Raw genomic sequence first — 24589 nt, forward strand, 5'->3', positions numbered from 1 at the left:
GAAGTCTGTTATTATTTATAAATATAAGACATGAGGTACCTGCTGTTTAATGATGTGCTGATCTATTGTCCCGGAGTGATTAAACTTAAAGTAAAATTAATCTTAATGCTGTCCATAATATAAATGGAATGACTACTTTATTTGTTTATTTGTCTTTAAATCAGAATATTGCGTGTTTTGTATTGTATGTGCATTTCGAATTAAGCTAAAATTTCTTAATAAAAACATAAGGAAACCTTAATGCTGTCCGGGTCTGGGCTGGTCTAATTTTGCATCTAATTAAAAAGGATGTCATGAATGTATTTAAAGTCCCTGTTTCAGTTTCTTATCTGACGGGGAGGGTTTTACTTATTGGTGCAATATCGGTTTCACCGATGTTTCTATCTCAAAAAAAAGACAGCTTAAAAGAAAAAGCCATTGATGAGGTTATTGTTGTGGGCTATGGAACGCAGAAAAAAAGCAAAGTATCCGGTGCTGTTACTGAAGCCTCATTAGATAAACTTACTTCCAGATCTTTGTCAGGAGTAGGAGAGGTTCTTCAGGGGAAGGCTCCCGGAGTAACAGTAGTGAATGAAGGAGGTGATCCTAACGGTTCACCCAAAGTAAATATCCGTGGTTTGGGAGGTATTAACGGAGAAACCCCTCTTTACGTGGTAGACGGAGTGGTTTTCAACGGAACTCCATCTATTAACCCGAATGATATTCAGGATATCTCTGTTCTTAAAGATGCCTCTGCAGCAATTTATGGAGCACGATCTTCAGGAGGGGTGATCCTTATTACCACTAAAAAAGGGAAAAAAGGAGTCCTCACTGTAGACTTTGATGTTAAATATGGTATTAACGAAGCATGGCGATTGAAAGAGTCTTTAAATGCGGCAGAATTTCAGGATGTGATGTACCAGGCTTATGCAAATGCCGGTAAGCTGGGTAGTTTACCTATTGCTTTTAATCCTGAAAAATATCCTGACGGAAGAATTACCAGAACAGACTGGATGAAAGAGATTTTCCGTACAGGAACGATCCAGGAATATAACCTTAATTTAAGTGGTGGAGGAGAAAAGTCCAGATTTTATGTGGGAATGAACCACAGAGCGCTGGAGGGGATTTTATTGAATACCCAGGCAAAGCGATATAATTTCAGGGTGAACTCTGAGCATAAAGTGAAAGACTGGCTGACGATTGGAGAGAATATGTACTATAATTACTCTGACGGAAATACGGCAGATACTAAAAGTGGCTATACAGGAGCTTTGATAGCCGCCATGTATTATCCACCGAATGTTCCCGTATATACCCAAACAGGAGCTTTTTCCGGGTTACCTATTGATGTAGCCGGTGGTTACGGAGATATGATCAATCCTGTAGCCTATCTTAAAAGGATCAATATCAGGAATCCTACCCATGAAATTTTAATTAATCCCTATGCTGAAATTACGTTGGCAAAAGATTTGAAATTCCGTTCCAACTTCTCACAGACATTTAAAATAGGAAACGTAAAGAATTTTACTTCCAGAGTGCTGGAAGTTGGGAAAATATTTGATACGAACAATTTAGAATACCAGTCTAATAATACGTCTACTGCCCTTGCAGAGCAGCTTCTTACCTATAAGTTTACTGCAGGTAAACACAATTTTGATTTCCTGGCAGGTTTTACTTTTCAGAAAACAGTTGAAGACGGGTTTCTGGCAAAATCTTTTGATTTCAGAAGTGAGGCAGATGTTTTCCAGCATCTTCAGAATGCTGCAGATACGAATAAAGAAGTATCCAGTTATAGATTCAAACAGGCTTTGGTATCTTATCTGGCAAGACTAAATTATGATTACGCAGGGAAGTATATCATCAGTTTGCTGGGAAGACGTGATGGTTCTTCATTAGTGGCAAAGCAGAACCGTTTTGCTAATTACTACGCTGTTTCCGGAGCTTGGGTAATATCCAGGGAAAGTTTTATGAATGATATTTCCTGGTTGTCAAACTTAAAACTTAGGGGAAGCTATGGGATCTTAGGAAATCTCGGTGGGATTTCTCCTCAGGCCGTCAATCCTTTAATGACAAGGGATAATAATGTGATTTTTGGACAGGATCCTTCGCAGAATATTGCCTATTATGCTACGACGAGACCTAATCCGGATCTGAAATGGGGAAAATCTGAACAGACTAACTTTGGGGTAGATGCTTCTTTCCTTCACAACAGTCTTTCTTTACAGTTTGATTACTTCGTGAAAAACTCCAAAGATCAGATCTTTAATGTGAGCTTACCAAGTACGGCTACCTATAATAACCAGTATGTGAACGCCGGATTATTTCAGGATAAAGGATACGAATTAGGAATTAACTATAGTGGTAAGAAGACAGGGGATTTTACTTATTCAGTGGGAGTTACTTTTAGTCAACTAAAAAATACGGTGAAGCAACTTGCTGATGTGGATGAAATTTTTATTAATGATAATGGAGTAAGAGGGGTATTGAAACCGACCCGTATAAAAATAGGAGATCCGTTATATTCTTTTTACGGATATAAAACAGGAGGTATTTTCCAGTCTCAGGATGAGATTAATAATTATAAAGATGCTAATGGGAATCTTATTCAGCCCAATGCGAAACCTGGAGATATTAAGTTCCTGAAGAAGGATGGAAATACAGGGGTACTGAGCAACCAGGATTTTGTAAATCTTGGAAGCCCATATCCTAAATTCTCTTATGGATTTTCTTACAATATGACCTGGAAAAATTTTGACCTTAATATTTTCTTACAGGGAGTATACGGGAATAAGATTTTTAACGGGATGAAGTTTATTTCCTTAAATCCGGGAGGAACAGGGCAGAATTATAATATGGACAGAGATATCCTGAATGCCTGGACTCCTCAGAATACCAATACTGATATTCCAAGGCTTGTACATGGTGATCCAGGTGGAAACTATTCCAAGGTATCAGACTTCTATGTAGAAGACGGTTCTTATCTAAGACTGAAAAACCTGACTATCGGGTATTCGTTACCGAGAGAGCTTTACCAAAAGCTGGATGTGAATAAGGTTAGAATCTATGTGACCACCAATAATCTTTTCACTATTACTAAATATACAGGTTTTGATCCTGAAGTAGGAATGAATTCTTATGGGGTAGATACCGGAAGATATCCACAGTCACGCTCATTCATTTTCGGGGTGGAAATAGGATTATAATTTTAAACAACAAAAAGTAAAAAAATGAAATTTTTCAATAAAATATTTTTAGTATCAGGAATATCGGCAATGCTTTTATCATGTACGGGAGAGCTGGATATTCAGCCTGAAGGAACTCCTACGGAAGCCAGTTTCTGGAAAACGGAAAATGATCTGATCACCGGCGCTAATGCTATGTATAAACCTCTGTCTGACGGAGAGTTTTACGGACGAGGTTTCTTTTGGTTTATCAATGCCAGTGATGATATGGTAACAGGAAGGGCGAAGAGTGAGGCGGATAATGCCAAGAACTTCAGCAGCAATTATATAGCAGCGGGAGATCTGGAAACACAATGGAACAAAAGATATAATGTAATCGGAGTTGCTAATCGTGTGATCCGTAATGTTGACAATATTCAGACTTCGGCAGCTATAAAGAATAAATATTTGGGTGAAGCTTTATTTATGAGCAGCCGGATGTATTTTGAGCTAGCCTATAATTATGGAAATGAAAAAGCGGGAATTCCTATTATAGACCGTACAAAAGAACCGGATCCCAATCCTATTCCAAGAGCCGCTAATGTAATGGTGAATTACAACTATATTGTAAATGACCTGAAAAAGGCAGCAGAACTGTTGCCAGCTCAGGCAGAACTTCCGGCAAAGGATTTTGGAAGACCTCATAAAGCCGCGGCATGGGCATTGTTGGCAAAAGTGTATCTGTTTATGAAAGACTGGCAGAATGCAGAATATTGGGCTAATGAAGTAATGACAAAAGGAAACAGAAACCTGCTGAGCAATTATAAGGATGTCTTTAAAGCCGAAAATAATTATAGCTCAGAATATATCTGGTCAATACCAAGTACCCCTAAATTTAATTCGGTGGGAAGTATTCTTCCGGGAGTAATGCTTGAAAACAAAGGATGGGGAGAATATAATGGATGGGGATATTTCCAGCCGACAAAAGAGCTGTATGATGAATATGAAACAGGGGACCTCAGAAGAAGTGCAACGATTCTGAAATTGGGTGATAAGTTTACTTTTAACGGAACAGAAAGAACCTATGCTTCTTCCAATTCCCTTACCGGTTATCAGTTCAATAAATACATGGATGCATTTAAATATCAACTGAACAGTGGCCACGTAAGTGCCAACGGGGATTACCCGTGTACAGATCTTGCCGTTCCGATTATGCGTTATGCTGAGGTGATCCTCATCAAAGCAGAAGCTTTACTGATGAAAGGCAGCAATGCTGACGTAGAAATCAATATGATAAGACAACGTGCAGGCTTAGCTCCAAAATTCGGATGTACTATGGCTGACCTGAAGCACGAAAGACGTTGTGAGCTTGCAGGAGAATGGGCAGATCGTCACAGAGATCTTGTCCGCTGGGGAGATGCTAAAGAAACGTATGCAAAACCTCTTCACGGGATAAACAATCAGGAAGTATGGGCCGCAAGAAATTTTAACCCTGCTGTACATAACGTATGGGCCGTTCCGCAAGCTGAAATTGTAAACAGCCATAATGTTATTAAACAAAATGAAGGTTGGTAAAATGTTAGTCTAATATATATTATCCGCTATATCATCACAGAACTGCTGTGGTGATATAGTTTTTTTCAAAAATAGTATGAAATTATCAAAGATTTTGGCTGTATTGGCCCTGGCTGTTTTCTCTGAAAATCAGGCACAGAATTATTTAAATTATAATGTGGGCAATGCCCATTCTCATAATGATTACATGCAGGAAATCCCTTTCTGGCAGGCTTATTATGCTAATTTTGGTTCTATTGAAGCAGATGTTTTCCTGGTGAAAGGTAAACTATGGGTAGGCCATACGGAAAAAGAACTGTCTTCAGACCGGACCTTAGAAAACCTTTATCTGGACAATATCTCGAAACAGATTAAACAGAATAAAGGACATATTTATCCGGATGCAAATAAAAAGCTGCAGCTGCTTATTGACATCAAGCAGGATTATAAGACTTCTTTGAATGCATTAGTAAGTACCCTGAAAAAATATCCTGAGATTACAGGGGATGCTGGAATTAAAATTGTGATTACGGGAGGAAGGCCTCAGCCGGGTGATTTTAAAAACTATCCCAGTTATCTTTATTTTGATGGGAATCTTGAGAAAAATTATACTCCGGATCAGCTGAAAAGGGTAGGAATGTTCAGTGCAGATTTACCTGAGCTTGTAAAATGGAATGGGAAAGGAATTCCGAGGGATGAAGAAACCGATAAGATTAAAAAAGCAGTGGAAAAGGCCCATGTTCAGCAAAAACCAATGCGTTTTTACGGAGCTCCTGATTTCCCTAATGCTTGGGTGAATTTTATGGATATGGGAGTGGATTATATCAATACCGACCATATTCCGGATCTTAAAAAGTTCATGAATACCATTCCTAAAAACTTTTATAAAAATACCAAAGAATACACTACCTATACGCCCACTTATAAAACGGATGGTATAGCTAAAAAGGTGAAAAATGTGATCCTTCTGATTCCGGACGGAACGTCGCTACCACAGTACTATGCTGCATTTACAGCGAATAAAGGAAAGTTGAATGTTTTTAATATGAAGTCTACAGGATTGTCCAAAACCAATTCTTCCAATGCCTATATTACAGACTCAGCTCCCGGTTCTACCGCTTTTGCTACAGGGGTAAAAACCAAAAATACATTTGTGGGAGTAGACCATATGGGAAAAGCTTTGGCGCAGATTCCTGATATTATTGCAGATAAAGGAATGGTTTCCGGTTTGATTTCTACTGGAGATGTTACCGATGCTACGCCTGCAGATTTTTATGCACATTCAGATAACAGGAATAGCTCGGAGTCGATCCTGAAAGACTTTGCTTCTTCCAAAACAAAAATTTTAATCGGAGGTCCTACCAGTGGATTATCCCAGGAAAACCTGCAAAAGTTTAGAGAGGCGAAAGTAGACGTGTTCTATGATTTAAAATCTGTTAGTAAAATAAACAACCGTACACTGATTATTGATCCTTTAGCTTCGCAGAGAATTACAAACAGAAGAGGAAACTGGCTGGCAGATGCTTTTGACCTTACCTTAAATGAGGTAAAGAACAATAAAAAAGGATTCTTTATGATGATCGAAGCGTCACAGACTGATGGAGGAGGACACAGCAATAATATTGAGCAGCTGGTGACCGAGTTATTGGATTTTGATCACGTGGTAGGGAAAGCCATGAAATTTGCTGATGAAAATAAAGAGACATTAGTAATCGTTGTAGGGGACCATGAAACTGGAGGATTGACGCTTCTGGACGGTAGCCTTAAAGACGGATGGATATTTGGAAACTTCAGTACCAATGATCACACTTCAATTCCTTCCAGTGTATTTGCGTACGGACCCAATTCCAAAGAATTTACAGGGCTGTTTGAAAATACAGAGATCTTCAATAAGATTTTGGCAGCATATGGTATTCAGAAATAATGTATAAGAATAAGGATGTTTCATTATTGAGATTGTCTTGTTGATTGTAATAAGGAATGAAAGCATCATATTATTAAAATTCTTATAACATTAGATTACACAGATTATTCAGATATATTAATTGATCTAATAAAAACCGGCTGTTTCACTTTTGAAGCAGCCGGTTTTTTGTATTTCTTAGAAATTTAAGATTCTAAAAATTTGTTTTAACGATCAGCTCAGATAACTCAGCATTGACAAAGTCTATAGGCATTACCCCGTAAGTTCCTTGTGTATTTGTTTGGAAGAATGTTTTCAATTTAGGATTAATGCTGTTGGAAACTGTAGGGATGCTTGGTATTCCGAAGATTCCCGGTTTGTAACCACTTGTAAAGTTGACAAAAAGCTTATTGCTGCCATCATTCTTGGCTTCATTCAGGAGAGATGAAATGCCTGCCCATTTATCATCATTATTTGTTACCTTATAATAATCCTGGACTTTCATTGGAGCGCCATTGTTATTGATTTCAAATGTAGTATTGTCTGCCCATGAAGTTGCATTGATCCCTTTGGCTGTTCCTGCTGAGAATCTTCTTAATAATTTGATTTTCCCCCTTACCTGTCCAAGATTGGGGATATTGGTTCCCAGATCCCATTTTGATGGATTTTTCTGAATGTACGAATCAAAAGTACTTTCAAAACTTCTGGTCGTATTAGAAGCATCATATTCTTCTTTTACAGACATGATGATGGTTTCTGAAGGATGACTTTCCAGAAATGAATAGCAGGCAGTAAGGACATCATCAAAATTCAGATTCTGATAAATAGGACCATGGTGAATCGCAAAAGAATTGTCAATATGCCGGCAGCGGATATCCAGAAAACGTACCCCTGTATTGAGTTGTTCACCGATACTGAGGTTTTGGGTTTTTGCCGTACCGCTGTTAGAAGGGATTTCTCTGGTAGCACCGGAGTCATGAGTACCAGGAATAGAAATCCTTGAAATTGAAATGTTATCCTGAAGGCCGGACATCCAGCTGTTCATGGCTATAGGAAGTGCAGCATTTCTGTAGTTGGCTTTTTCTACAGATGTTATTCCATTATCATTTACCTCTCTTTCGGTACTGGCATCCGAGCAGGAGAAAAATAAACTTGCGGTGGCAATACTAAGACTCATCGTAGTGAAACGTCTCATGTGGTTCTTGAACATAGTTTTATTATATTTTTAGGTAAGCTAAAAATAAGAATAGGTCAAGATATAAGGAGTTAATTTAATTTTAAGAGATGATTAATTTGTATGACATAAATAAGAAAGAAATCTACATTCTAAAAAAAGAGATCATCAGCAGAACCGGGAATTCTGAATTGATGCCCTCCAATGGTAAAGTCATTCATCTTTATAAGGGTTTTCAGCTTATGGGTAAACTCCTTGTGAAAAGGATCAGGTGCTTTCGTTTCATCATTACAGGATGAATATTCTTTATCAACGATAACCTTTCCTGTTGAAAAATTGATCTCATTCAAAAAAATAAAATCACAGGTGTCTTCAAATTGATCATGGGAACCTATCAAATAGAAATCTCCATTCTGAAACCTGAAAGTATGGTTATAATTTTGGGTATGTCTTGAATTGGTATTAAATGTCTGTGAAATCGTCAGTGCATTATTTTTTATAGAAATTTCCGGAGGGGTATTCTCTTCAGGGTAAAAACCCATTCCGCTTGAAAAAAGAACGGTGGCGTTTTTCTTCCAGACCTTAAGGCTGTTATCCTCGTTTTTCAGAATGTAGAAAACTCTTTTATAATCTTTAAATTCCGGATTGTCTGCGCTTTCTGAAGCTTTCTGATCAGTATCAAATATAATCACCACTTCATCTTTTCCGTCCTTATCCAGATCTCCTTTAGATTCGGCAATCTTTGTATATCCTTTCGGTGTCGGAAAATTTTTCAGACCCTGGGCATTATAAAAAGTGATCAGCAATAAAGCAATTAAAGAGAAAAGACTTTTCATACAGCTATATTTGAATTTATAATCCGGTATCTTCTTTTTCGATCAGTCCGGATTCTTTCAAATAGCACATGCACCCTTTTATCGTTTTGTATATCCCGTTGATATTGGTCTCTTTACCCTTAGTGTCGGTTACTGTGATACCGGTAGAATAGGAATTATCTTCTGCATAGTATGTTCTGAAAAGCTGGTACTGATACTCATTATTGGTAAAGGTCAGGTAGTTGAGTTCCATTCCTGCATTTTGTTTTCCTCCTCCTCTCATATAAGATCTGTACCTGAATTTTTTCCAGCTGTCTTTTGTCTTTTCAGCAGGAAATTCCATTTCTACATAATCTTTATTTCCAAAACGGTACTGAATGTATCCGTTCTCTTTATCTTTTACCAAAGCCATTTTCTTTCCTGTTTTCGTTTCAAAAGAATACAGAATTTCTTCATTGGGAAGCAGGTATTGCGCCCAAACTGACAATGGAAGTAGTAATGAAAATAAAACTAAATATTTTTTCATGGAAGGATATGATGTATTAAATGTAGTAATTTGAAATGACTTATAATCTTATTCAAATTACCACATTCTTAAATTATTTTGTAACTACAGAGGCAAGGTCTTCCCAGAACATCGGATAAGACTTTTCTACAACATCCTCGTCTTCGATATTAAGTTCTTTAATCAGGCAAAAAGGAGCAAAGCTCATCGCCATTCTATGATCCTGGTAGGTTTTAATAGAAATATTTTCTTGCGGATTCCCAAAATGGGTAGATTTGATCGTTAGATCCGTGATTTCCGTTTCCGTTCCCAGTTTTTTCAGCTCATTATATAAAGCCAGTAATCTGTCGGTTTCTTTCACTCTTAAAGTTCCCAGTCCTGAAATATCAAAAGGAATTTGTAATGCTGCCGCAGTTACACAAAGAGTCTGTGCAATATCCGGACAATTGTTCATATCCAATACGATTTTTTCCGGAAAAGAAAAATCCGGCTGAGGTTGTAACGTGATTTTATGCTCATCCTCAGAAAAGATCGTTTTAATTCCGAAGAAGTCTTCATAGATTTTTGCAATGGCCGAATCCCCTTGAGTAGATTCTTTATAAAAGCTTTTTAAATGAATCGTTTTTCTTCCCAACGCACAGATAGAGTAGAAATAAGAAGCCGAACTCCAGTCACTTTCTACTTCATAACTTAATGCTGAAGATTCACTATCCTCATAGTGGTGCTCTACTTGTATGGTATTTCCTTCAAAGCTGCTTGTAATTCCAAATTTTGTTAGAATATCCAGGGTCATTTCAATATAAGATCTTGACGTTACCTCGCCGACAAGATTAATCTTCAGTCCGTTTTCAAGTTTTCCTGCAATAAGAAGAAGAGATGTAATAAACTGACTTGAAATATTGGCAGGAACATTCACCTGGGTTTGAGTGATTTTTCTTCCTGTGATTTTTAAAGGAGGAAAACCTTCATTTTCTAAATATTCAACGTCCACACCAAGATCTCTCAAAGCGTTTACTAAATTTTTGATCGGTCTTTCTTTCATTCTCCCTGAGCCGGTAAGAACTGTTGTTTTCCCTTCCTGAATTGAATAATAGGATGTAAGAAAACGCATGGCTGTTCCCGCATGGTGAATATCCACTACATCAGTATTTGCAGATAATGCTTTTTTAAGCAACTGCGTGTCCTGGGAATTGGAAAGATTTCCGATTTTTATATTGCTAAACAGACTTTCCAAAATCAATAAACGATTCGAAATACTTTTCGAACCGCTGATCTGTACTGTTTTATCTCCAGTTAATGTTGATTTCTCTAGCTTCATTATTTCTTCATATTTCAAAATCCGGACATCAGATTTCAGATATGCTTACCTGAAATCTGATGAAGATCTTATTTTAATTTTTCATTATTCTGATGGCGATCCTTATCCCGATCAGTCTTTATTTTCATTTTTTTGTCAAATGCTTCCTGGAGGTTGACTCCAGTCTGGTTGGCTAAACATAAGGTGACAAAAAGAACATCCGCCAGCTCTTCACCAAGATCTTTGCTTTTGTCGCTTTCTTTTTCGCTCTGCTCACCATACCTTCTGGCAATGATTCTGGCGACTTCGCCTACCTCTTCGGTCAGCATCGCCATATTGGTAAGCTCATTAAAATATCGTACACCGATGGTTTTTATCCATTCGTCAACCTGCTGCTGTAGATGAGTGATTTCCATTATTGATAAGCTCCAAGAGTAGGGTTAGTGGTTCTGGATACATTCACGATATCAAAAGGTACCGTTCCTGCCACTGTTACATTTCCTTTACCTCTGGCCGGAGAAGGCGTTTTTACCCTTAAATTCATTTTAGCCATGAAATAATTGACAAACTGAGGTTCCTCATTCTTGATACTTTGTACCACATTGGTATTATTGTCGAAAGGGAAACCTGCTTCCGATGTTCCGGAATATTTTAATAAACAGTTTTGGATTAAGAATTCAAACTGCTGCCCTGGTGTCTGTTCAAACTGAACAGAATTATCTCTGTCAGAATAGACAATACTGTTTTGCAGGATAAGCTGCTGTAAAGCGCCTTGTTCGGTCTGCCCTGCATCATTTTTCCATTCATTGGTTGCAAAAATTCCTTTTCTGTCAAAAGAACTCATGCTTCTTGAATAATTGGCAATCGTGGCATGAGTATAGGTGTGATTTCCACCTCTGAAAATTCCGATACAGGATGAACCACAGTTGTTCATTACCAGGTTATTGGCATTAACTGTAGAAGCTACTGCATAAATTCCATATTCAAAGAAAGTATGGATGAATGAGTTTTTAATGGTGGCGGTAGTCTGTCTCATATCCAGACCCCTGGTTCCTCCAAAAAGTCTTGCATGGTTCATATTCAGTGTTGAATTGGCTTCCATTCTGATTGAGTTCCAGTTTTTAGGAAGGGTATCATGATCCAAATCATTTCTGTCACCCCTAATAATCACCTGTTGATCCTGTGTTCCGTTGATATTTAAAGTGCTCCCTGAAGAAATTTTCATTCCACTGTTTTGGTGGAAATATACTTTAGTACCCTGTTCTATATTCAACATGATATTCGGATTAACGGTAAGGTTTCCGTAGATGATCTTGGCCTTATTGTTATTCCATGTTGTATGATTTGCAATTATATTAGCATTAGTGGACGTCTGAATAAAAAACTCAGCATCCTGAACTACAGAAAATAAAGTGACATGCTGCTGGCCTGCAGGCCCGGAGAAAAGAACTTTATCTTCAGCAATGGCTTCAGGCCCTGAAGCTTCCGGAGCTATTTCAACAAATATAAAAAGACTGTCTTTCTTTCTTAAAGGAACATCCTTAAAATCATATCCTGGCTTTCCATCTACATTGATCCTATATAAAGAAGCAGCTCCTTTTTCAAGGTTAATTCTTGGGATTAAAATATCTTTATCCTCATTATTATATACTTTTACAACATAGGTTTCTGAACGGACCTGGTGGTATACCGTGTCACAAAATACCGTATCCCTGGAAAAACGCAGCTCCTGTGAAGGGGCATCAAACGTAATATCGTCCTTATTACACGATACTGCGGCAAGCAGTACCCAGAAAGAAAAAGCCAGTAATAATTTGAATTTCATCGAAATTAAAGTTTAAGTAAGTTCCAAATTTAACGAAAATACTTTGAATTTCTTATCATTAAAAAAATATTGAATTCAGTATTTGCATATTTGAAAAAATGTTGTATTTTTGCAACCTAAAATTAGCAGAGAAATATCCATTACTATTTCGGAAGCAAACTTTAATTTTTTTAAAAATAGTATTATGAAAAACGGAATTCACCCAGAAAATTATAGACTTGTTGTTTTCAAAGATATGAGTAACGACGAGGTGTTTCTTTGCAAGTCTACTGCAGAAACAAAAGACACTATCGAGTATGAAGGACAAGAGTACCCTTTGATCAAAATGGAAATCTCTTCATCCTCTCACCCTTTCTACACTGGTAAAGTAAAATTAGTTGATACTGCAGGTAGAGTAGATAAGTTCATGAACAAATACAAAAAATTCGCTAAGTAATTTTTTGCTATCAAAATATAGAAGTCTTCCAATCTTTTGGGAGACTTTTTTTTGTGTCATAACGTGACGTGACTGCCCAGATAAAGCGTAATAAAAGTAGAACTTTGCGTTAAAGAGAAGGTATATTGATGTAAGTTTTTATTACTCCCAATTTTTGCACCTGATCCTATTCTAACTTCTCACATCTTTTTGTATTTTTGTTTTGGATAGAATTTCAGTCTCTGAATTCTAACTTTTAATCTCTAACTTCTAAAAAATGCAATTAGTATTTTCAGACGCACAATATTGGGAAGACTTTCTTCCGCTTACTTTTACCCGCCCTGTTGCAGCAATGCGATGCGGAATCCTCACTTTCTCAGAAAGATGGCAGAAAATCCTGGAAAATAATGAAGTTTCTTATTTTACAGAAAACTATCTTCAGAATAAGTTTAAAAATCCTGAAGATACAGAGAGTCTTTTTCTGGTTGCCAATTTTTTACCTACAGAATCAGTCATTCAGCAGATCAAAGAACTTAAACAGGGAGAGGCGCTGGTATATGAAGACGAATTGGTGGCGGCCAGAATTAACATGAAAGATTTTTCCTTACATCAGATTGAAAAAATGACGGATATTAAGGAAAAGCTTATTTTCTTTAAGAAGCCTGCGGATCTGTTTACCTATAATCATTATGCTATTGATTTTGATTTTGAACTTCTTACAAAAGGAAAAACTTCACAGGAACTTTCTTCTACCAATGGATTCTTAGGAGATAAGAAAGATCTGTTTATTGAAGAAGGAGCACAGATTGAATTTTCAACCCTGAATACCAAAACAGGGAAAATCTATATCGGTAAAAATGCTGAAGTAATGGAAGGCTGTAATCTTCGTGGTCCTATTACATTAGGGGATGATTCTAAGTTTAATCTTGGAGCCAAAATCTATGGAGCTACTACTATCGGCCCCCATTGTAAAGTAGGAGGTGAAGTAAACAATATTATTATTTTCGGCTATACCAGTAAAGGGCATGAAGGCTTTATCGGGAATTCCGTTATAGGAGAATGGTGTAACTTCGGAGCCGATACCAATTCTTCCAACCTTAAAAATAATTACAGCCATGTAAAACTCTGGAACTACAGGACTAAAGCTTTTGAAGATACAGGCTTACAGTTTGCAGGTCTGATCGTAGGTGATCATTCAAAAACAGCAATCAATACCCAATTGAATACAGGAACTGTCATTGGCGTGGCTTCCAATATCTTTAAACCGGGCTTTCCTCCCAATCTTGTAGAAAGCTTTTCATGGGGTGGGCTTAAAGATGATGAAAGATTTAAACTGGATAAAGTATATGAAGTTGCAGAAAGAGCAATGGGAAGACGAAAAGTCTCTCTAACAGACGATGACAAGGCGATTTTAAAACATATTTTTGAGACCTATTAACCTGATTATAAAAAAACTTCAAAATAATTGAAGTTTTTTTTATTTTCGATGTAATAGAATGGTAACAGCAATTGTCTTACCTATAAGAAACAAAACTCATGACCCAAGAAACTTTCAAGAATACGGTGTTTATTCTCAAAGACGAGATGTATCGTTTTGCGAAAAGATTTGTCATGAGCAGTGATGAAGCAGAAGATGTTGTGCAGGATCTGATGATGAAATTCTGGCAGAAGAAGGAGGAACTTGAGCAGTTTGGGAATTTGAAATCCTATGCGCTGAAATCTGTCCGGAACGAATGCCTGAACCGTCTGAAGCATCACAACGTGAAGATAGGGTTTGCAGATATGCAGCTCCACAGATCAGAGCTCTACAGTATGGATATTGATAATCTTAAAGATCATATTATAGGATTTATCAACCAGCTTCCGGAAAAGCAGAAAATGGTCATCCATATGAAAGATGTAGAGGAGTATGAAGTTTCCGAAATTTCTGAAATGCTGGAAATGGAAGAAAATGCAGTAAGGGTAAACCTGATGCGGGCAAGACAAAAGGTAAAAGAACAAATTACACAATTGATGAGTTATGAAAAAAGATCAATTACAAGATAAATACGACGAAATCTTCCGGGACATAAAGGACGAAAAAATGGACTGGAGTTTTGAAGACTTTCTTCAGAAGACAGAAGAAAAAGATACTGCAGAAGATACTGCTCCTATTATTCCTTTAGAAAAGCATAAGCCTTCTTTCCCCAAATGGTTTTGGATGGCAGCAGCTGTTCTGTTACTTTTCAGTATTGGATTTATTTTCAATACCTATCAGAATACAGGTGCTCAGGATGCAGAAAAATTAGTAAAAGATGAAGTATTAAGACAAAAGTCTGACTTTATAGAAGAGAATAATGACCATAAAAGCCAGGTAGCTGTTAATCATACAGATTCTATTTCAGGAGCAAAAAAAGACTCTATTTTTCAGGGACATTCTGTGGCTGAAAAAGATGTATTGGATGAGATTCTACCCAAAAGAGGACGGCTTAAAAAAGAGAGAAAACCGAGATATGTAGATAACTCTTCTTTCAACACTCAAACAAAAAAAGATTCTACAGGCTATGAAAACTCTTACGTTATCGTTAACGGAAAAAGAATTGATAATGTAGAAGAAGCTATTAATGTGACTAAGTATTCATTCCAGATATTTGCAAATAACGTTAGTGAAAAATTGGTACAGCCTAAAGTGGTAGATGACGATTATTAACTGAAAAAGAGACAGGTCTGATCAGTACTACTCATTAACTTAAAAAAATAAAATTGACTCATGAAAAAACTATTCATAATATTCGCACTTGCTTTCTCCCATTTTTTTAATGTATATGGGCAAAGAGACAAATTCGATCAGCTTTTTGAAAAATATCAGGAAGTGGAAGGAGTTACTTCCATCAAGATTGCCAAGCCGATGTTTGGAATGCTTAGCAGCCTGAATATTGATGATTCACAGCTGGATCAGATAAAACCATTATTATCAAAAATTAATGGATTAAAAATTCTGATCACAGAAAACCCTGAAAAAGGAAATACAGCAGACGGACGCAGAGTTCAGGACAACCTTTCTCAATTGAGCAGAGATGTGGCTTCTTATGTGAAGAATCTCAACTACAGCGAAATCATGACAGTGAATAACGCAGGGGCTAAAGTAAAGTTTCTCTCTTCCGAAGCCAAGAATGGAATGCTGGATGATTTGCTGTTGAGCATTGACGGTGGTGGCGGAGAAAGTATTTTTGTAATGCTTGACGGGAAGCTTTCTATGGATGATGTCAGCAAAATCATTAATTCCAGTGAAACCAAAAAGAATCCTGTAACAAACACAAGAAATACACTGACTTCAGAAAATAATGTGTCTTATCTGAATGGAGAAGCAAGAAATGTAGGTGAGTTTTCGGGAATCCAGGTGAGTACAGGAGTAAATGTAGTCTTCAAACAGGAAAAGCCTACCAGCGTTAAGGTAATTGCAGATGCTGATAAGCTGCAATATATTGTTACAAAAGTAGAAAACGGAGTATTGAAGATCCATGTTGATAATAAAGGAGTAAAAAACTTAAGGTTTAAAAACTTAAGCGTTAATGTATCTTCTCCAAAAATGGATAATATTGATATCTCATCAGGATCAAACTTTACGGTAGTCAATTCTATTCAGGAAAAGGATATGAGAATTGATGCATCATCGGGAGCTCACATGACAGGAGATTTTAAAATCATGGAAGCCGTAGACCTGTCTGTTTCATCGGGAGCAAGTGTAAGAGCGGGAGTGACTGCAGGGAATATATCCATTAAAAGCTCAAGTGGATCCAGTACCAGCTTAAGTGGAAAAGCCAATTCAGGAACCATTGATATCAGCAGCGGCGCTGTCTGTAAGGCAGAAGACTTAAAGTTTGACTACGTAGAAACAGAAGCTACGTCAGGTGGAAATCTTACAGTAAGTGTATCGGGAAAATTAAAAGTGAGAGCATCTTCAGGAGGACTGGTAAGATATAAAGGAAGACCGGAAATAGAATCCAATATCAGCAAAACTTCAGGAGGCTCATTAAAAGCTATAGACTAAAAACAATCACCATGAAAATTTTTAAAAACATTTTTCTTGTCTTCTTCACAGTATTTGCACTTCAGTCCTGTGTGGTTTCAGGAAAACCCAATATGGATTTCTTTTCAGATTCCGGGTATGATTTCAAAGGGGCGAAATTTAAAAGTATTAATGTACCCCTGATGATGGCAAAGCCTTTTATAAAGAAAGCCTTAAGAGAAGATGGAGAAAGTGAAGAGGTCATTGATCTGATTAGAAAGGTTTCTAAAATCAAAGTTCTTACCGTAGAAAATGGAAGTAAAGAAATGCTGAATGATTATGCTAACTATTTAAATAATAATAACTATGAAGACTGGGCGACCGTAAAACATGATGGTGAAAATGTGAATGTACGCGTAAAACAGAATGGGGATGCTATTAAAAATATGCTGATTACTGTAAATTCAAGTAAAGAATTGGTATTTGTAGATGTAAAAGGAAATTTTACAGCAGATGATATCTCAAAAATAATTAATTCTGTTTCAGATAAGTAATTTAATTTCATATAAGTCAAAGCAATTTTAATATTTAAAAATTAGTAAAGGAAGTGCGTGCCCTAAAGATTTACGTTGTTTCACTTACTGTAGTTTGTATTCTGTTTTTTATTCTTGCATTCAAAATACAGTCTTCCAATAAGAGGTTTAAAGAAATAGATGTGGAACGCATCAATATTGTAGAGAAAGACGGAACCTTAAAGATGGTCATCAGCAATAAAGAAAGACAACATCCCGGAATGGCCAGTCACAAAGAATGAAGCCGAGAGAAAGAGAGGCGGGAATGATCTTCTTTAATCCAATGGAGATGTGGGTATTTTTATCCGCGATACAAAAGGAAAAGTTCGGCTAAAGGCTTTATATTGATAAAAATAACCAGACCCACATTGAAAAGCTGAACGAAAATGGTAACCCGGTTAGATAACAGAAGTTATGGTGCCGTAAAGATAATTTGTAACAAGTAGTTTCAAACATACTAGATTTATTTTGTGATCAAACCATTCTTATTAAAGGATGGTTTTTTTGATTTAAGTTATAGATTATTAATTTTTATGTAAACTATTAAAAATGATTTTCATATCTCACTAAAATAGCCTAATTTTGCAAAGAAAGTAAAGATGTCTATTCATAACAAAATTGTAGAGACAGCCATCACTTTCGATGACGTTCTTCTAGTCCCTTCTTATTCAGAAGTTTTACCTAACCAGGTATCATTAAAATCAAGACTTACCGACAAAATCACGCTGAATGTTCCGATAGTATCTGCTGCGATGGACACTGTTACTGAAGGTGATCTGGCGATTGCTTTGGCAAGAGTTGGAGGCTTAGGTTTTATTCATAAAAATATGACCATTGCTGAGCAGGCTGCACAGGTGAACCGCGTGAAGCGTTCCGAAAACGGAATGATTTCAGATCCTGTAACCCTTTCTAAAGATTATACTTTAGGGCAGGCCAAAGAAATGATGTCGAAATACAAAATTTCAGGGCTTCCTGTAGTAGATGCTGATAATGTTCTGATAGGAATCATTACCAACAGAGATGTGAAATATCAGGAAAATCTTGATATGAAAGTGGAAGAGATCATGACCAAAGAAAATCTTATCACTTCCGATAAAGATACCAACCTTGAAAAAGCTAAAGAAATTCTTCTTAAAAGCAGAGTAGAGAAACTTCCGATTGTAGATAAAGATAATAAGCTTGTAGGGTTAATTACCATCAAGGATATTGATAATCAATTAGAATACCCTAATGCTAATAAAGATCAGGGAGGCCGTCTTATTGTAGGTGCGGGAGTAGGAGTAGGAGAAGATACATTAGATAGAATCGAGGCTTTGGTAAAAGCCGGTGTTGATATCATAGCAATTGACTCTGCACACGGACATTCGAAAGGGGTACTGGATAAGATTTCAGAAATTAGAAAAAAATATCCGGATTTAGATATTGTAGGAGGAAATATTGTAACGGCTGATGCTGCTAAAGATTTGATTGAAGCAGGGGCTAATGTTCTTAAAGTAGGAGTAGGTCCGGGATCTATCTGTACAACGAGAGTGGTTGCCGGAGTAGGTGTACCACAGCTATCAGCTATTTATAACGTATATGAATATGCGAAATCTAAAAATGTTACCGTAATTGCAGATGGAGGGATTAAGCTTTCCGGAGATATTGTAAAAGCAATTGCAAGCGGGGCAGGAGCAGTGATGCTAGGATCTCTTTTAGCAGGAACAGATGAAGCACCGGGTGAAGAGATTATCTTCCAGGGAAGAAAATTTAAATCTTACCAGGGAATGGGAAGCCTTTCTGCAATGAAAAGAGGAGGAAAAGAAAGATATTTCCAAAGTGAAGCTAAAAAATTCGTTCCGGAAGGAATTGAAGGAAGAGTACCTCACAAAGGAAAACTAGAAGATGTAATCTTCCAGTTAACGGGAGGATTAAGAGCCGGTATGGGATATTGTGGAGCTAAAGATATTGAAGTTTTACAAAAAGATTCCAAACTGGTAATGATCACAGGAAGCGGATTAAAAGAATCCCATCCACATGATGTCATCATTACTCAGGAAGCTCCGAACTACTCTTTATAAAAAGAAGTTAATATTGTTCAATAGAGAGCCTTTAAAAGTGAATTACTTTTGAAGGCTTTTTTGTTCAGCTTATTCTGGAATATTTAAATCCGGGTTTAATGATCTTATTTAGGAAAATGCCTTTTGACTTGGCTTTTCTAAACTTTTCAACAATATCAGACGGTACATTAAGGTAGTCATAAACAGCTCCCGACTGATATATAATTCGCAATATTTCAGTTTCAGGAAAATAAATAAAGCTATTTACGACACTTGATGGCATACCAGGGTAAAGCAAAAAATGTTCCTGATTTGAAAAAGAAAAGCTTCCGGATATCCGAAAGCTTTAGTTATACTATTCTCAGTCTTTTTTCTGAAGATGGAGAAGGTCATGGTAATCTGTAATATGAAGATAGCCCTCCTCTTTAATGCTTACCTTTAGATGATGCTTAATGGCAATATCGTAAATTTCTTTAGGCAGCATGCTTCCTTTTTCACTCAGTATTTTGCTTATATCTATCAACAGGTCCAGGTGAAGGATAAGGTCTTCCCTGGTAATTTTGGCGAGATCCTGTATCAGTTTTTCTACTCTCTCATCGGTAATATGCTGTTGCATGCGGTGAGGATAATCTTCCAGGTTATAGGTGGCCTGGAAATCCTCTTCAAAACCATATTTTCGGATATAATCTATAGCAAGAACAGTAGCCTGCTCTCTATCATGACTTCTTCCTATGCTGGCATTCTTTTCGCCAAAAATAATTTCTTCAGCAATTCCTCCTGCAAGATAAATTTTAATTCTGTCCAGGATACTTTCCCTTGTGTCGTGTATCTGATGGGGAAATGTAAAACCTGCGGCATAGCTGCTTGCCACCTTACTTTTCAGCTGTAACGGGGCAAATCCGGTATAAAGCATATAGCAAACGGCATGACCGCATTCGTGGACGCTGATATTAGCGACGGCATTCTGTTCATTAGCCTGACGTATGCTGTCTATTCTTCCCGTATAAGGAATTTCAACCATTCTGCTGCCTATTTTCCCGGTAATGATCTTCTGTTCCTGAAGGTAATCAATTTCTATAGTTGTATCCTCATTCATTATCGCTTCAAAAAGAAACTGGCTGAGGTTGGTGTCCAAAATATCCACTACACTGCTGAATACGGGACGGACACCCTGTACAGGAAACACTCCGTTTCTATAAATAAGCCCGTTGATATTTTTATTAATCTTCAGAGCAACACCGAATTTTGTTTTAGTTTTATGTCTCAGATTATTGATCTCCCGTTGAATAAGCTTGTAAAAATCTTCTGTTTTCAGTGAAAAATAAATAAGATGGATATTACCAAATCGGGCAACCTGCTCAGGACGGAATTTTCTGGCTAATGCATTCTTTATGTCCACCATCGTAATTTTCTTGGTGAATGCATGGTAGATATTGGCATCTATATCAGCTTCACTGGTTTCGCGGGACATTTGAAAGGCTTCATCCAGGTTTCCACTGATGATGATCAGCATTTTGCTGTAATCTACAGGCTCATAGATTTTCTTTTCCTTTTGTTTCTTACGGATCAGCTTGATCATATCTTCCTCTTTCATATCAATGATGCTCATCACATCATCGTCCATGCTGAGGTATTTCTTAAGCTCTTTTGCATCCCAGAGATTGAGATAGGGGTTTTCTTCCAAATCTGTTTCACCACCTTTTTTCCGTCTCTCATTTTCCTTTTTCCGTAAAAGGTAGGAGAAGAGGTAATGTTCCAGGTCTTCACGTTCCCTTTTACTTAACCTCCCATCACTTAAAAGCTCCCAGAAATCTGTGTATTTAGTCTGCGGCACAGGAGTTCCATCTGGTTCAAGAGTATTAAAGCGCTGGATCTCGTCAAAAAGGGCAATACTGGGTTTCTCATCACCAAGACCATTAGTTTGAAATATATCAGCAACGCTTTTGCTCCATGAGGTTTCATCACTGTTGCTGAGCTCAATTTCTACGAAACGGTTTTGAAAATCCAGAAACCGGACCATTTTTCTTACCAGGTCTGTTTTTCCTACTCCTGTCATTCCCCAAAGGCTTATCACCACAGGGCGGGTAAGAATCTCAGGCATCAGATACCATACCTGAATATATTCCATCAGGTTATCAATAATTTTATCTATTCCAATGAATTCTTTTTTGAGAAAAGCTTTACAGTCATCCAGCTTTTTCTTTTTTTTCCGGATTTCTTCTTTATCAATAATCATATTTGAAAAATACGCTAATTTTTTAAATTATCCTTAAAATCATCAATACGAAAATCAGTCAGTGCATTTCCTTTTTCAATTTTTTCTTTGGAATACAGTCTGAAGTCATTTTCCGTTTTTTCTAAAAGATAATCATAAGGCCCTACATGGGATATTAATTTCACCAGAACAGGGGAGATCTCAAGACAGATAAAAAGTCCCATTATGAAAGCAGCAGCCAATCCGATAATGGCAGAATTTTTGCCAAGTTCATCCAGAGCCTGCAGTCTTGCGGCAAAACCGTTGAATTTATCTTCAAAGGTTTCTGAAGATTTTCTTTCAGTTTCCAGATTAGTATATACCTTGGAAATTTCTTTATCCAAATATTCCAGTCTGGGAGCAGATTGTTTCTGAAAATTTTCAAGATCCATCCTGCGCTGTTCTTTTAATTGCTGTTTACGTTTGGCATTAGGCCCGAAACCTTCTTTTCCACTGGTCAGTCCGGACTGTTTTCCCAGAATTTCTTTCTCCAGTTCCACAGATGCTGAATCATAAGACTTTTGGTATTGGGCTATCTTTTCTGAAATCTGCTGCTTCTCGGTTTCAAAGGGTCCGCTTTGCTGAAGAATTCTTCCGCTCATTTCTCCCTGAAGCTGCTTCTTATTTCTTTGTATAATAGTGTTAAGCTGTTTGTTGACTTCTTTTTCAAAAATTTTAAGCTCTAAAGGTTTTGAAATGATAATTCCTAAAAATGTGGCCAAAATCAGGCGGGGAATAGACATCAGGATCTGGTTCCACCATGTCCCGGTCTTCTTAATGGATGAAACAATATAACGGTCCAGGTTGAAGATCATTAATCCCCAAAGAATTCCGAATCCTATAGAAGCCCAGATATTATCAAATACCGTATACATGGCATACCCTGCAGAAAGAGTAGCAAATACAGCGGTGAAAAGGACAATTCCTCCAATCCCCGAAAATTTATTCCATTCACTTGGGGTTTTTCTCAAAATATGGATGTTTCCGCCGGAACATACCATCAGAAACTGCTGGAACCAATTTATTTTATGATTCCCTTGATTTATAGTTTGTTGGTTTGTTTTCATAACTGAAAATTTATACAAATGTAATACTAAAAATCATACCAATGTAAAAGATAGTATTATGTTTTACCAAGTAATCTTCTTTTTATCCGTATTTTTTTGTAAAACAAACTATTATATGAATATGTTTAATTGAATATAATGTAAAAGAATATGAAATTTCTATTTTAGAATTAATTGCTTCTTTTCCATGATTATACGACAAGTTTTGTCGCTTCTGAGTACTATTTTTGAATGAAAATAACATCAACCTATAAAAAGTTAACAGATCATGAATTTGTGCTTATTCACGTCAATAAATCTTTCGACAGTGAACTAAAAAGAATACTTTTGCAGCAAAATTAAAATAATAATAACTTAAAAAGAACAGGGAATGAAAAAACTTTATCTCGGTGCATGGTTTCTGTGCACAGCTCTGAGCTTCTCTGCCCAGGAAGTGATCTGGCAGAAAGACATCAAATCCTCCACGCAGGATTTTCTCAATCAGGTAATCACAACTATTGATCAGCAATATCTTATCACAGGAAGCTCTATCCAGGTTAAAAGCCAGTCGCCAGCTGCTAATAGCCAAAAGCAAAACAACGGCTATGATTATCACCTGATCAAACTCAACCAACAGGGAGAGCCGGTTTGGGAGAAATATTTTGCCGGACAAAACCACGATTATTTATCAGGAACTGTGACCACCCAGGATGGTGGATTTCTGGTTTCAGGAACTTCTTATTCCGGAAAAGGGCTTGATAAAAAAGAAGATTCCAAAGGCGGATCGGATATCTGGCTGATCAGGCTGAATGAATTTGGTGATGAACTGTGGCAAAAAAACCTGGGAACTTCCTCAGATGAAGAAGCCAAAGCTGTCATTCAAACCACGGATTTAGGATTTTTTGTAGCCGGAAATATACAAAACTCATCCAAAGGTTATGGTTCAAAAGATGTCTGGATCACCAGACTGGATAAAGACGGAAAAGAATTGTCTCAACTTATTCTAGGGGGAAGAGGATTAGACGAAGTGGAAAAAATGATCCCAACAAAAGACGGCGGAGCATTACTGGGAATCTATTCGAGGAGTTCCGAGGTTAGTGGTTCGGGTTCCGGAATTGGAAATCCTGAGACTACACCTTCGACTGAAAGATCATCTGTCTCAATATCCATTAGTCAAATGCCAAAAGCCAGCACCAACTTCGGTGAAGGCGACTACTGGATCGTAAAGTTGGATAAAAACGGAAAACTAGAATGGGAAAAGAACTTTGGCGGAAAAGGCGATGATCATATCAGAACTCTGGCTCTAACTTCAAACGGTTTTATTATCGGAGGAGAATCCAGATCCGAAAGATCCGGAAATAAATCAGTAGGTATCGAAGAAGGCACAGACCTTTGGCTTATTTCTTTGAATGAAAGAGGTGAAGAGATCTGGCAGAAATCTTACAATTTCAAGAACAGGGATATTCTGATGGGAATGAATGTGATACAGAGTCAAGAATCAAGAATCAAGAACCAAGAGCCGAGAGCCAAGAACCAGGATGCTACCAAAGGAATATTGTTGGGTGGTTATACTCAGTCGGAAGGAAGAATAGAGAAAGATGATGAAACCTTTTGGATGCTCTATCTTGATGGCAACGGAAATGAGCAGTGGCGAAAACATGTGAGTGGCGACTCGAGGAAAAGAGAGGAGAGACTTTCAGATTTGAGACTTAACAGAGATGGCTCAATTATTCTGGCCGGAACCAGTGCTGAGGAATTAGGAAAAGAGAACTGGAAGATTGTAAAGCTGGGAGACAAACAGGTTGATCAGTTAATAGAAAAGCATGATATCAAGATTTATCCGAATCCGGTTTCAGACTATGCTTATGTAGAAATAGGCTTTGACTTTAAGGAAGCTGACATTATGCTATACGACATGAGCGGAAGACAGCTTCAGAATATAAAAACTAAAAATAATGTTACCAAAATCAATACCCAGGCGCTTATTCAAGGTGCTTATCTGGTGACCATAAAAACGGATACGAATAAAACGGCGAATGCTAAATTGATTAAAAAATAACAC

General features: G+C 37.2%; 21 protein-coding genes. 12 read left to right on the forward strand and 9 right to left on the reverse strand.

Annotated elements, in window-relative coordinates:
* The first annotated feature begins 293 nt into the window (after window positions 1–293).
* From LQV47_RS12475 to LQV47_RS12485, 3 genes are all read left to right on the forward strand, one after another.
* Complete coding sequence (locus tag LQV47_RS12475) at window positions 294–3182, forward strand: TonB-dependent receptor (protein ID WP_230037338.1); 2889 nt, start codon at window positions 294–296, stop codon at window positions 3180–3182.
* A gap of 24 nt (window positions 3183–3206) precedes the next feature.
* A complete protein-coding gene (locus LQV47_RS12480) occupies window positions 3207–4715 on the forward strand; it encodes a RagB/SusD family nutrient uptake outer membrane protein (protein ID WP_230037340.1) in 1509 nt (502 codons plus the stop codon).
* Window positions 4716–4791: 76 nt separating this feature from the next.
* Complete coding sequence (locus LQV47_RS12485; RefSeq protein ID WP_230037342.1) at window positions 4792–6618, forward strand: alkaline phosphatase; 1827 nt, start codon at window positions 4792–4794, stop codon at window positions 6616–6618.
* A gap of 193 nt (window positions 6619–6811) precedes the next feature.
* On the opposite strand, the gene LQV47_RS12490 is transcribed toward LQV47_RS12485, so the two are convergent.
* The 6 genes from LQV47_RS12490 to LQV47_RS12515 form a co-directional block, all read right to left on the reverse strand.
* Window positions 6812–7807 carry a phosphatidylinositol-specific phospholipase C gene (locus LQV47_RS12490; protein ID WP_230037344.1) on the reverse strand — a complete coding sequence of 332 codons (996 nt, stop codon included), beginning with the start codon at window positions 7805–7807 and terminating at the stop codon, window positions 6812–6814.
* Window positions 7808–7923: 116 nt separating this feature from the next.
* Window positions 7924–8607, reverse strand: coding sequence for a hypothetical protein (locus LQV47_RS12495; protein ID WP_230037346.1), 684 nt, complete (start codon window positions 8605–8607; stop codon window positions 7924–7926).
* Window positions 8608–8623: 16 nt separating this feature from the next.
* Window positions 8624–9112: a hypothetical protein gene (locus LQV47_RS12500; protein WP_230037348.1), complete on the reverse strand. Its 489-nt coding sequence runs from the start codon at window positions 9110–9112 to the stop codon at window positions 8624–8626.
* A 73-nt stretch (window positions 9113–9185) separates the two neighbouring features.
* Window positions 9186–10409 carry a 3-phosphoshikimate 1-carboxyvinyltransferase gene (locus LQV47_RS12505; protein ID WP_230037350.1) on the reverse strand — a complete coding sequence of 408 codons (1224 nt, stop codon included), beginning with the start codon at window positions 10407–10409 and terminating at the stop codon, window positions 9186–9188.
* A gap of 68 nt (window positions 10410–10477) precedes the next feature.
* A complete protein-coding gene (locus LQV47_RS12510) occupies window positions 10478–10804 on the reverse strand; it encodes a nucleotide pyrophosphohydrolase (protein WP_047488591.1) in 327 nt (108 codons plus the stop codon).
* Window positions 10804–12213 carry a hypothetical protein gene (locus LQV47_RS12515; protein ID WP_230037352.1) on the reverse strand — a complete coding sequence of 470 codons (1410 nt, stop codon included), beginning with the start codon at window positions 12211–12213 and terminating at the stop codon, window positions 10804–10806. The genes LQV47_RS12510 and LQV47_RS12515 overlap by 1 nt, the downstream gene beginning before the upstream one ends.
* Before the next feature lie 184 nt (window positions 12214–12397).
* On the opposite strand from LQV47_RS12515, the gene LQV47_RS12520 reads away from it, so the two are divergent.
* From LQV47_RS12520 to guaB, 8 genes are all read left to right on the forward strand, one after another.
* Window positions 12398–12649, forward strand: coding sequence for a type B 50S ribosomal protein L31 (locus tag LQV47_RS12520; RefSeq protein ID WP_047489008.1), 252 nt, complete (start codon window positions 12398–12400; stop codon window positions 12647–12649).
* 256 nt (window positions 12650–12905) lie between these two features.
* Entirely contained in the window at window positions 12906–14066 is a 1161-nt protein-coding gene (locus LQV47_RS12525; protein ID WP_230037355.1) for a putative sugar nucleotidyl transferase, read from the forward strand.
* 98 nt (window positions 14067–14164) lie between these two features.
* Window positions 14165–14674, forward strand: coding sequence for a sigma-70 family RNA polymerase sigma factor (locus LQV47_RS12530; RefSeq protein WP_230037356.1), 510 nt, complete (start codon window positions 14165–14167; stop codon window positions 14672–14674).
* Window positions 14649–15317: a hypothetical protein gene (locus tag LQV47_RS12535; RefSeq protein ID WP_230037359.1), complete on the forward strand. Its 669-nt coding sequence runs from the start codon at window positions 14649–14651 to the stop codon at window positions 15315–15317. Before LQV47_RS12530 ends, LQV47_RS12535 begins: the two co-directional genes overlap by 26 nt.
* Window positions 15318–15377: 60 nt before the next feature.
* Window positions 15378–16658 (forward strand): DUF4252 domain-containing protein, encoded by a 1281-nt coding sequence (locus LQV47_RS12540; RefSeq protein ID WP_230037361.1) that lies wholly within the window; start codon window positions 15378–15380, stop codon window positions 16656–16658.
* Window positions 16659–16669: 11 nt separating this feature from the next.
* A complete protein-coding gene (locus LQV47_RS12545; RefSeq protein WP_230037363.1) occupies window positions 16670–17170 on the forward strand; it encodes a DUF4252 domain-containing protein in 501 nt (166 codons plus the stop codon).
* Between the two features lie 53 nt (window positions 17171–17223).
* On the forward strand, window positions 17224–17430 hold the full coding sequence (locus LQV47_RS12550) for a hypothetical protein (RefSeq protein ID WP_230037365.1): 207 nt from the start codon (window positions 17224–17226) through the stop codon (window positions 17428–17430).
* Window positions 17431–17787: 357 nt separating this feature from the next.
* Window positions 17788–19248, forward strand: coding sequence for an IMP dehydrogenase (gene guaB, locus LQV47_RS12555; RefSeq protein WP_230037367.1), 1461 nt, complete (start codon window positions 17788–17790; stop codon window positions 19246–19248).
* A gap of 64 nt (window positions 19249–19312) precedes the next feature.
* Here the strand turns inward: guaB and LQV47_RS12560 are convergent, their stop codons facing one another.
* The 3 genes from LQV47_RS12560 to LQV47_RS12570 form a co-directional block, all read right to left on the reverse strand.
* The gene (locus LQV47_RS12560; protein ID WP_230037369.1) at window positions 19313–19510 is read right to left on the reverse strand and encodes a KTSC domain-containing protein; all 198 of its coding nucleotides are present in this window, start codon (window positions 19508–19510) and stop codon (window positions 19313–19315) included.
* A gap of 78 nt (window positions 19511–19588) precedes the next feature.
* A complete protein-coding gene (locus LQV47_RS12565) occupies window positions 19589–21463 on the reverse strand; it encodes an AAA family ATPase (protein ID WP_230037371.1) in 1875 nt (624 codons plus the stop codon).
* A 14-nt stretch (window positions 21464–21477) separates the two neighbouring features.
* Window positions 21478–22548, reverse strand: a complete 1071-nt coding sequence (locus tag LQV47_RS12570; RefSeq protein ID WP_230037373.1) for a DUF4407 domain-containing protein — start codon at window positions 22546–22548, stop codon at window positions 21478–21480.
* 370 nt (window positions 22549–22918) lie between these two features.
* Between LQV47_RS12570 and LQV47_RS12575 the strand changes: the two genes are divergently transcribed.
* Window positions 22919–24586, forward strand: a complete 1668-nt coding sequence (locus LQV47_RS12575; RefSeq protein WP_230037375.1) for a T9SS type A sorting domain-containing protein — start codon at window positions 22919–22921, stop codon at window positions 24584–24586.
* Window positions 24587–24589: the final 3 nt, after the last annotated feature.

Source organism: Chryseobacterium sp. Bi04 (assembly GCF_918698085.1).
Lineage (GTDB): Bacteria > Bacteroidota > Bacteroidia > Flavobacteriales > Weeksellaceae > Chryseobacterium.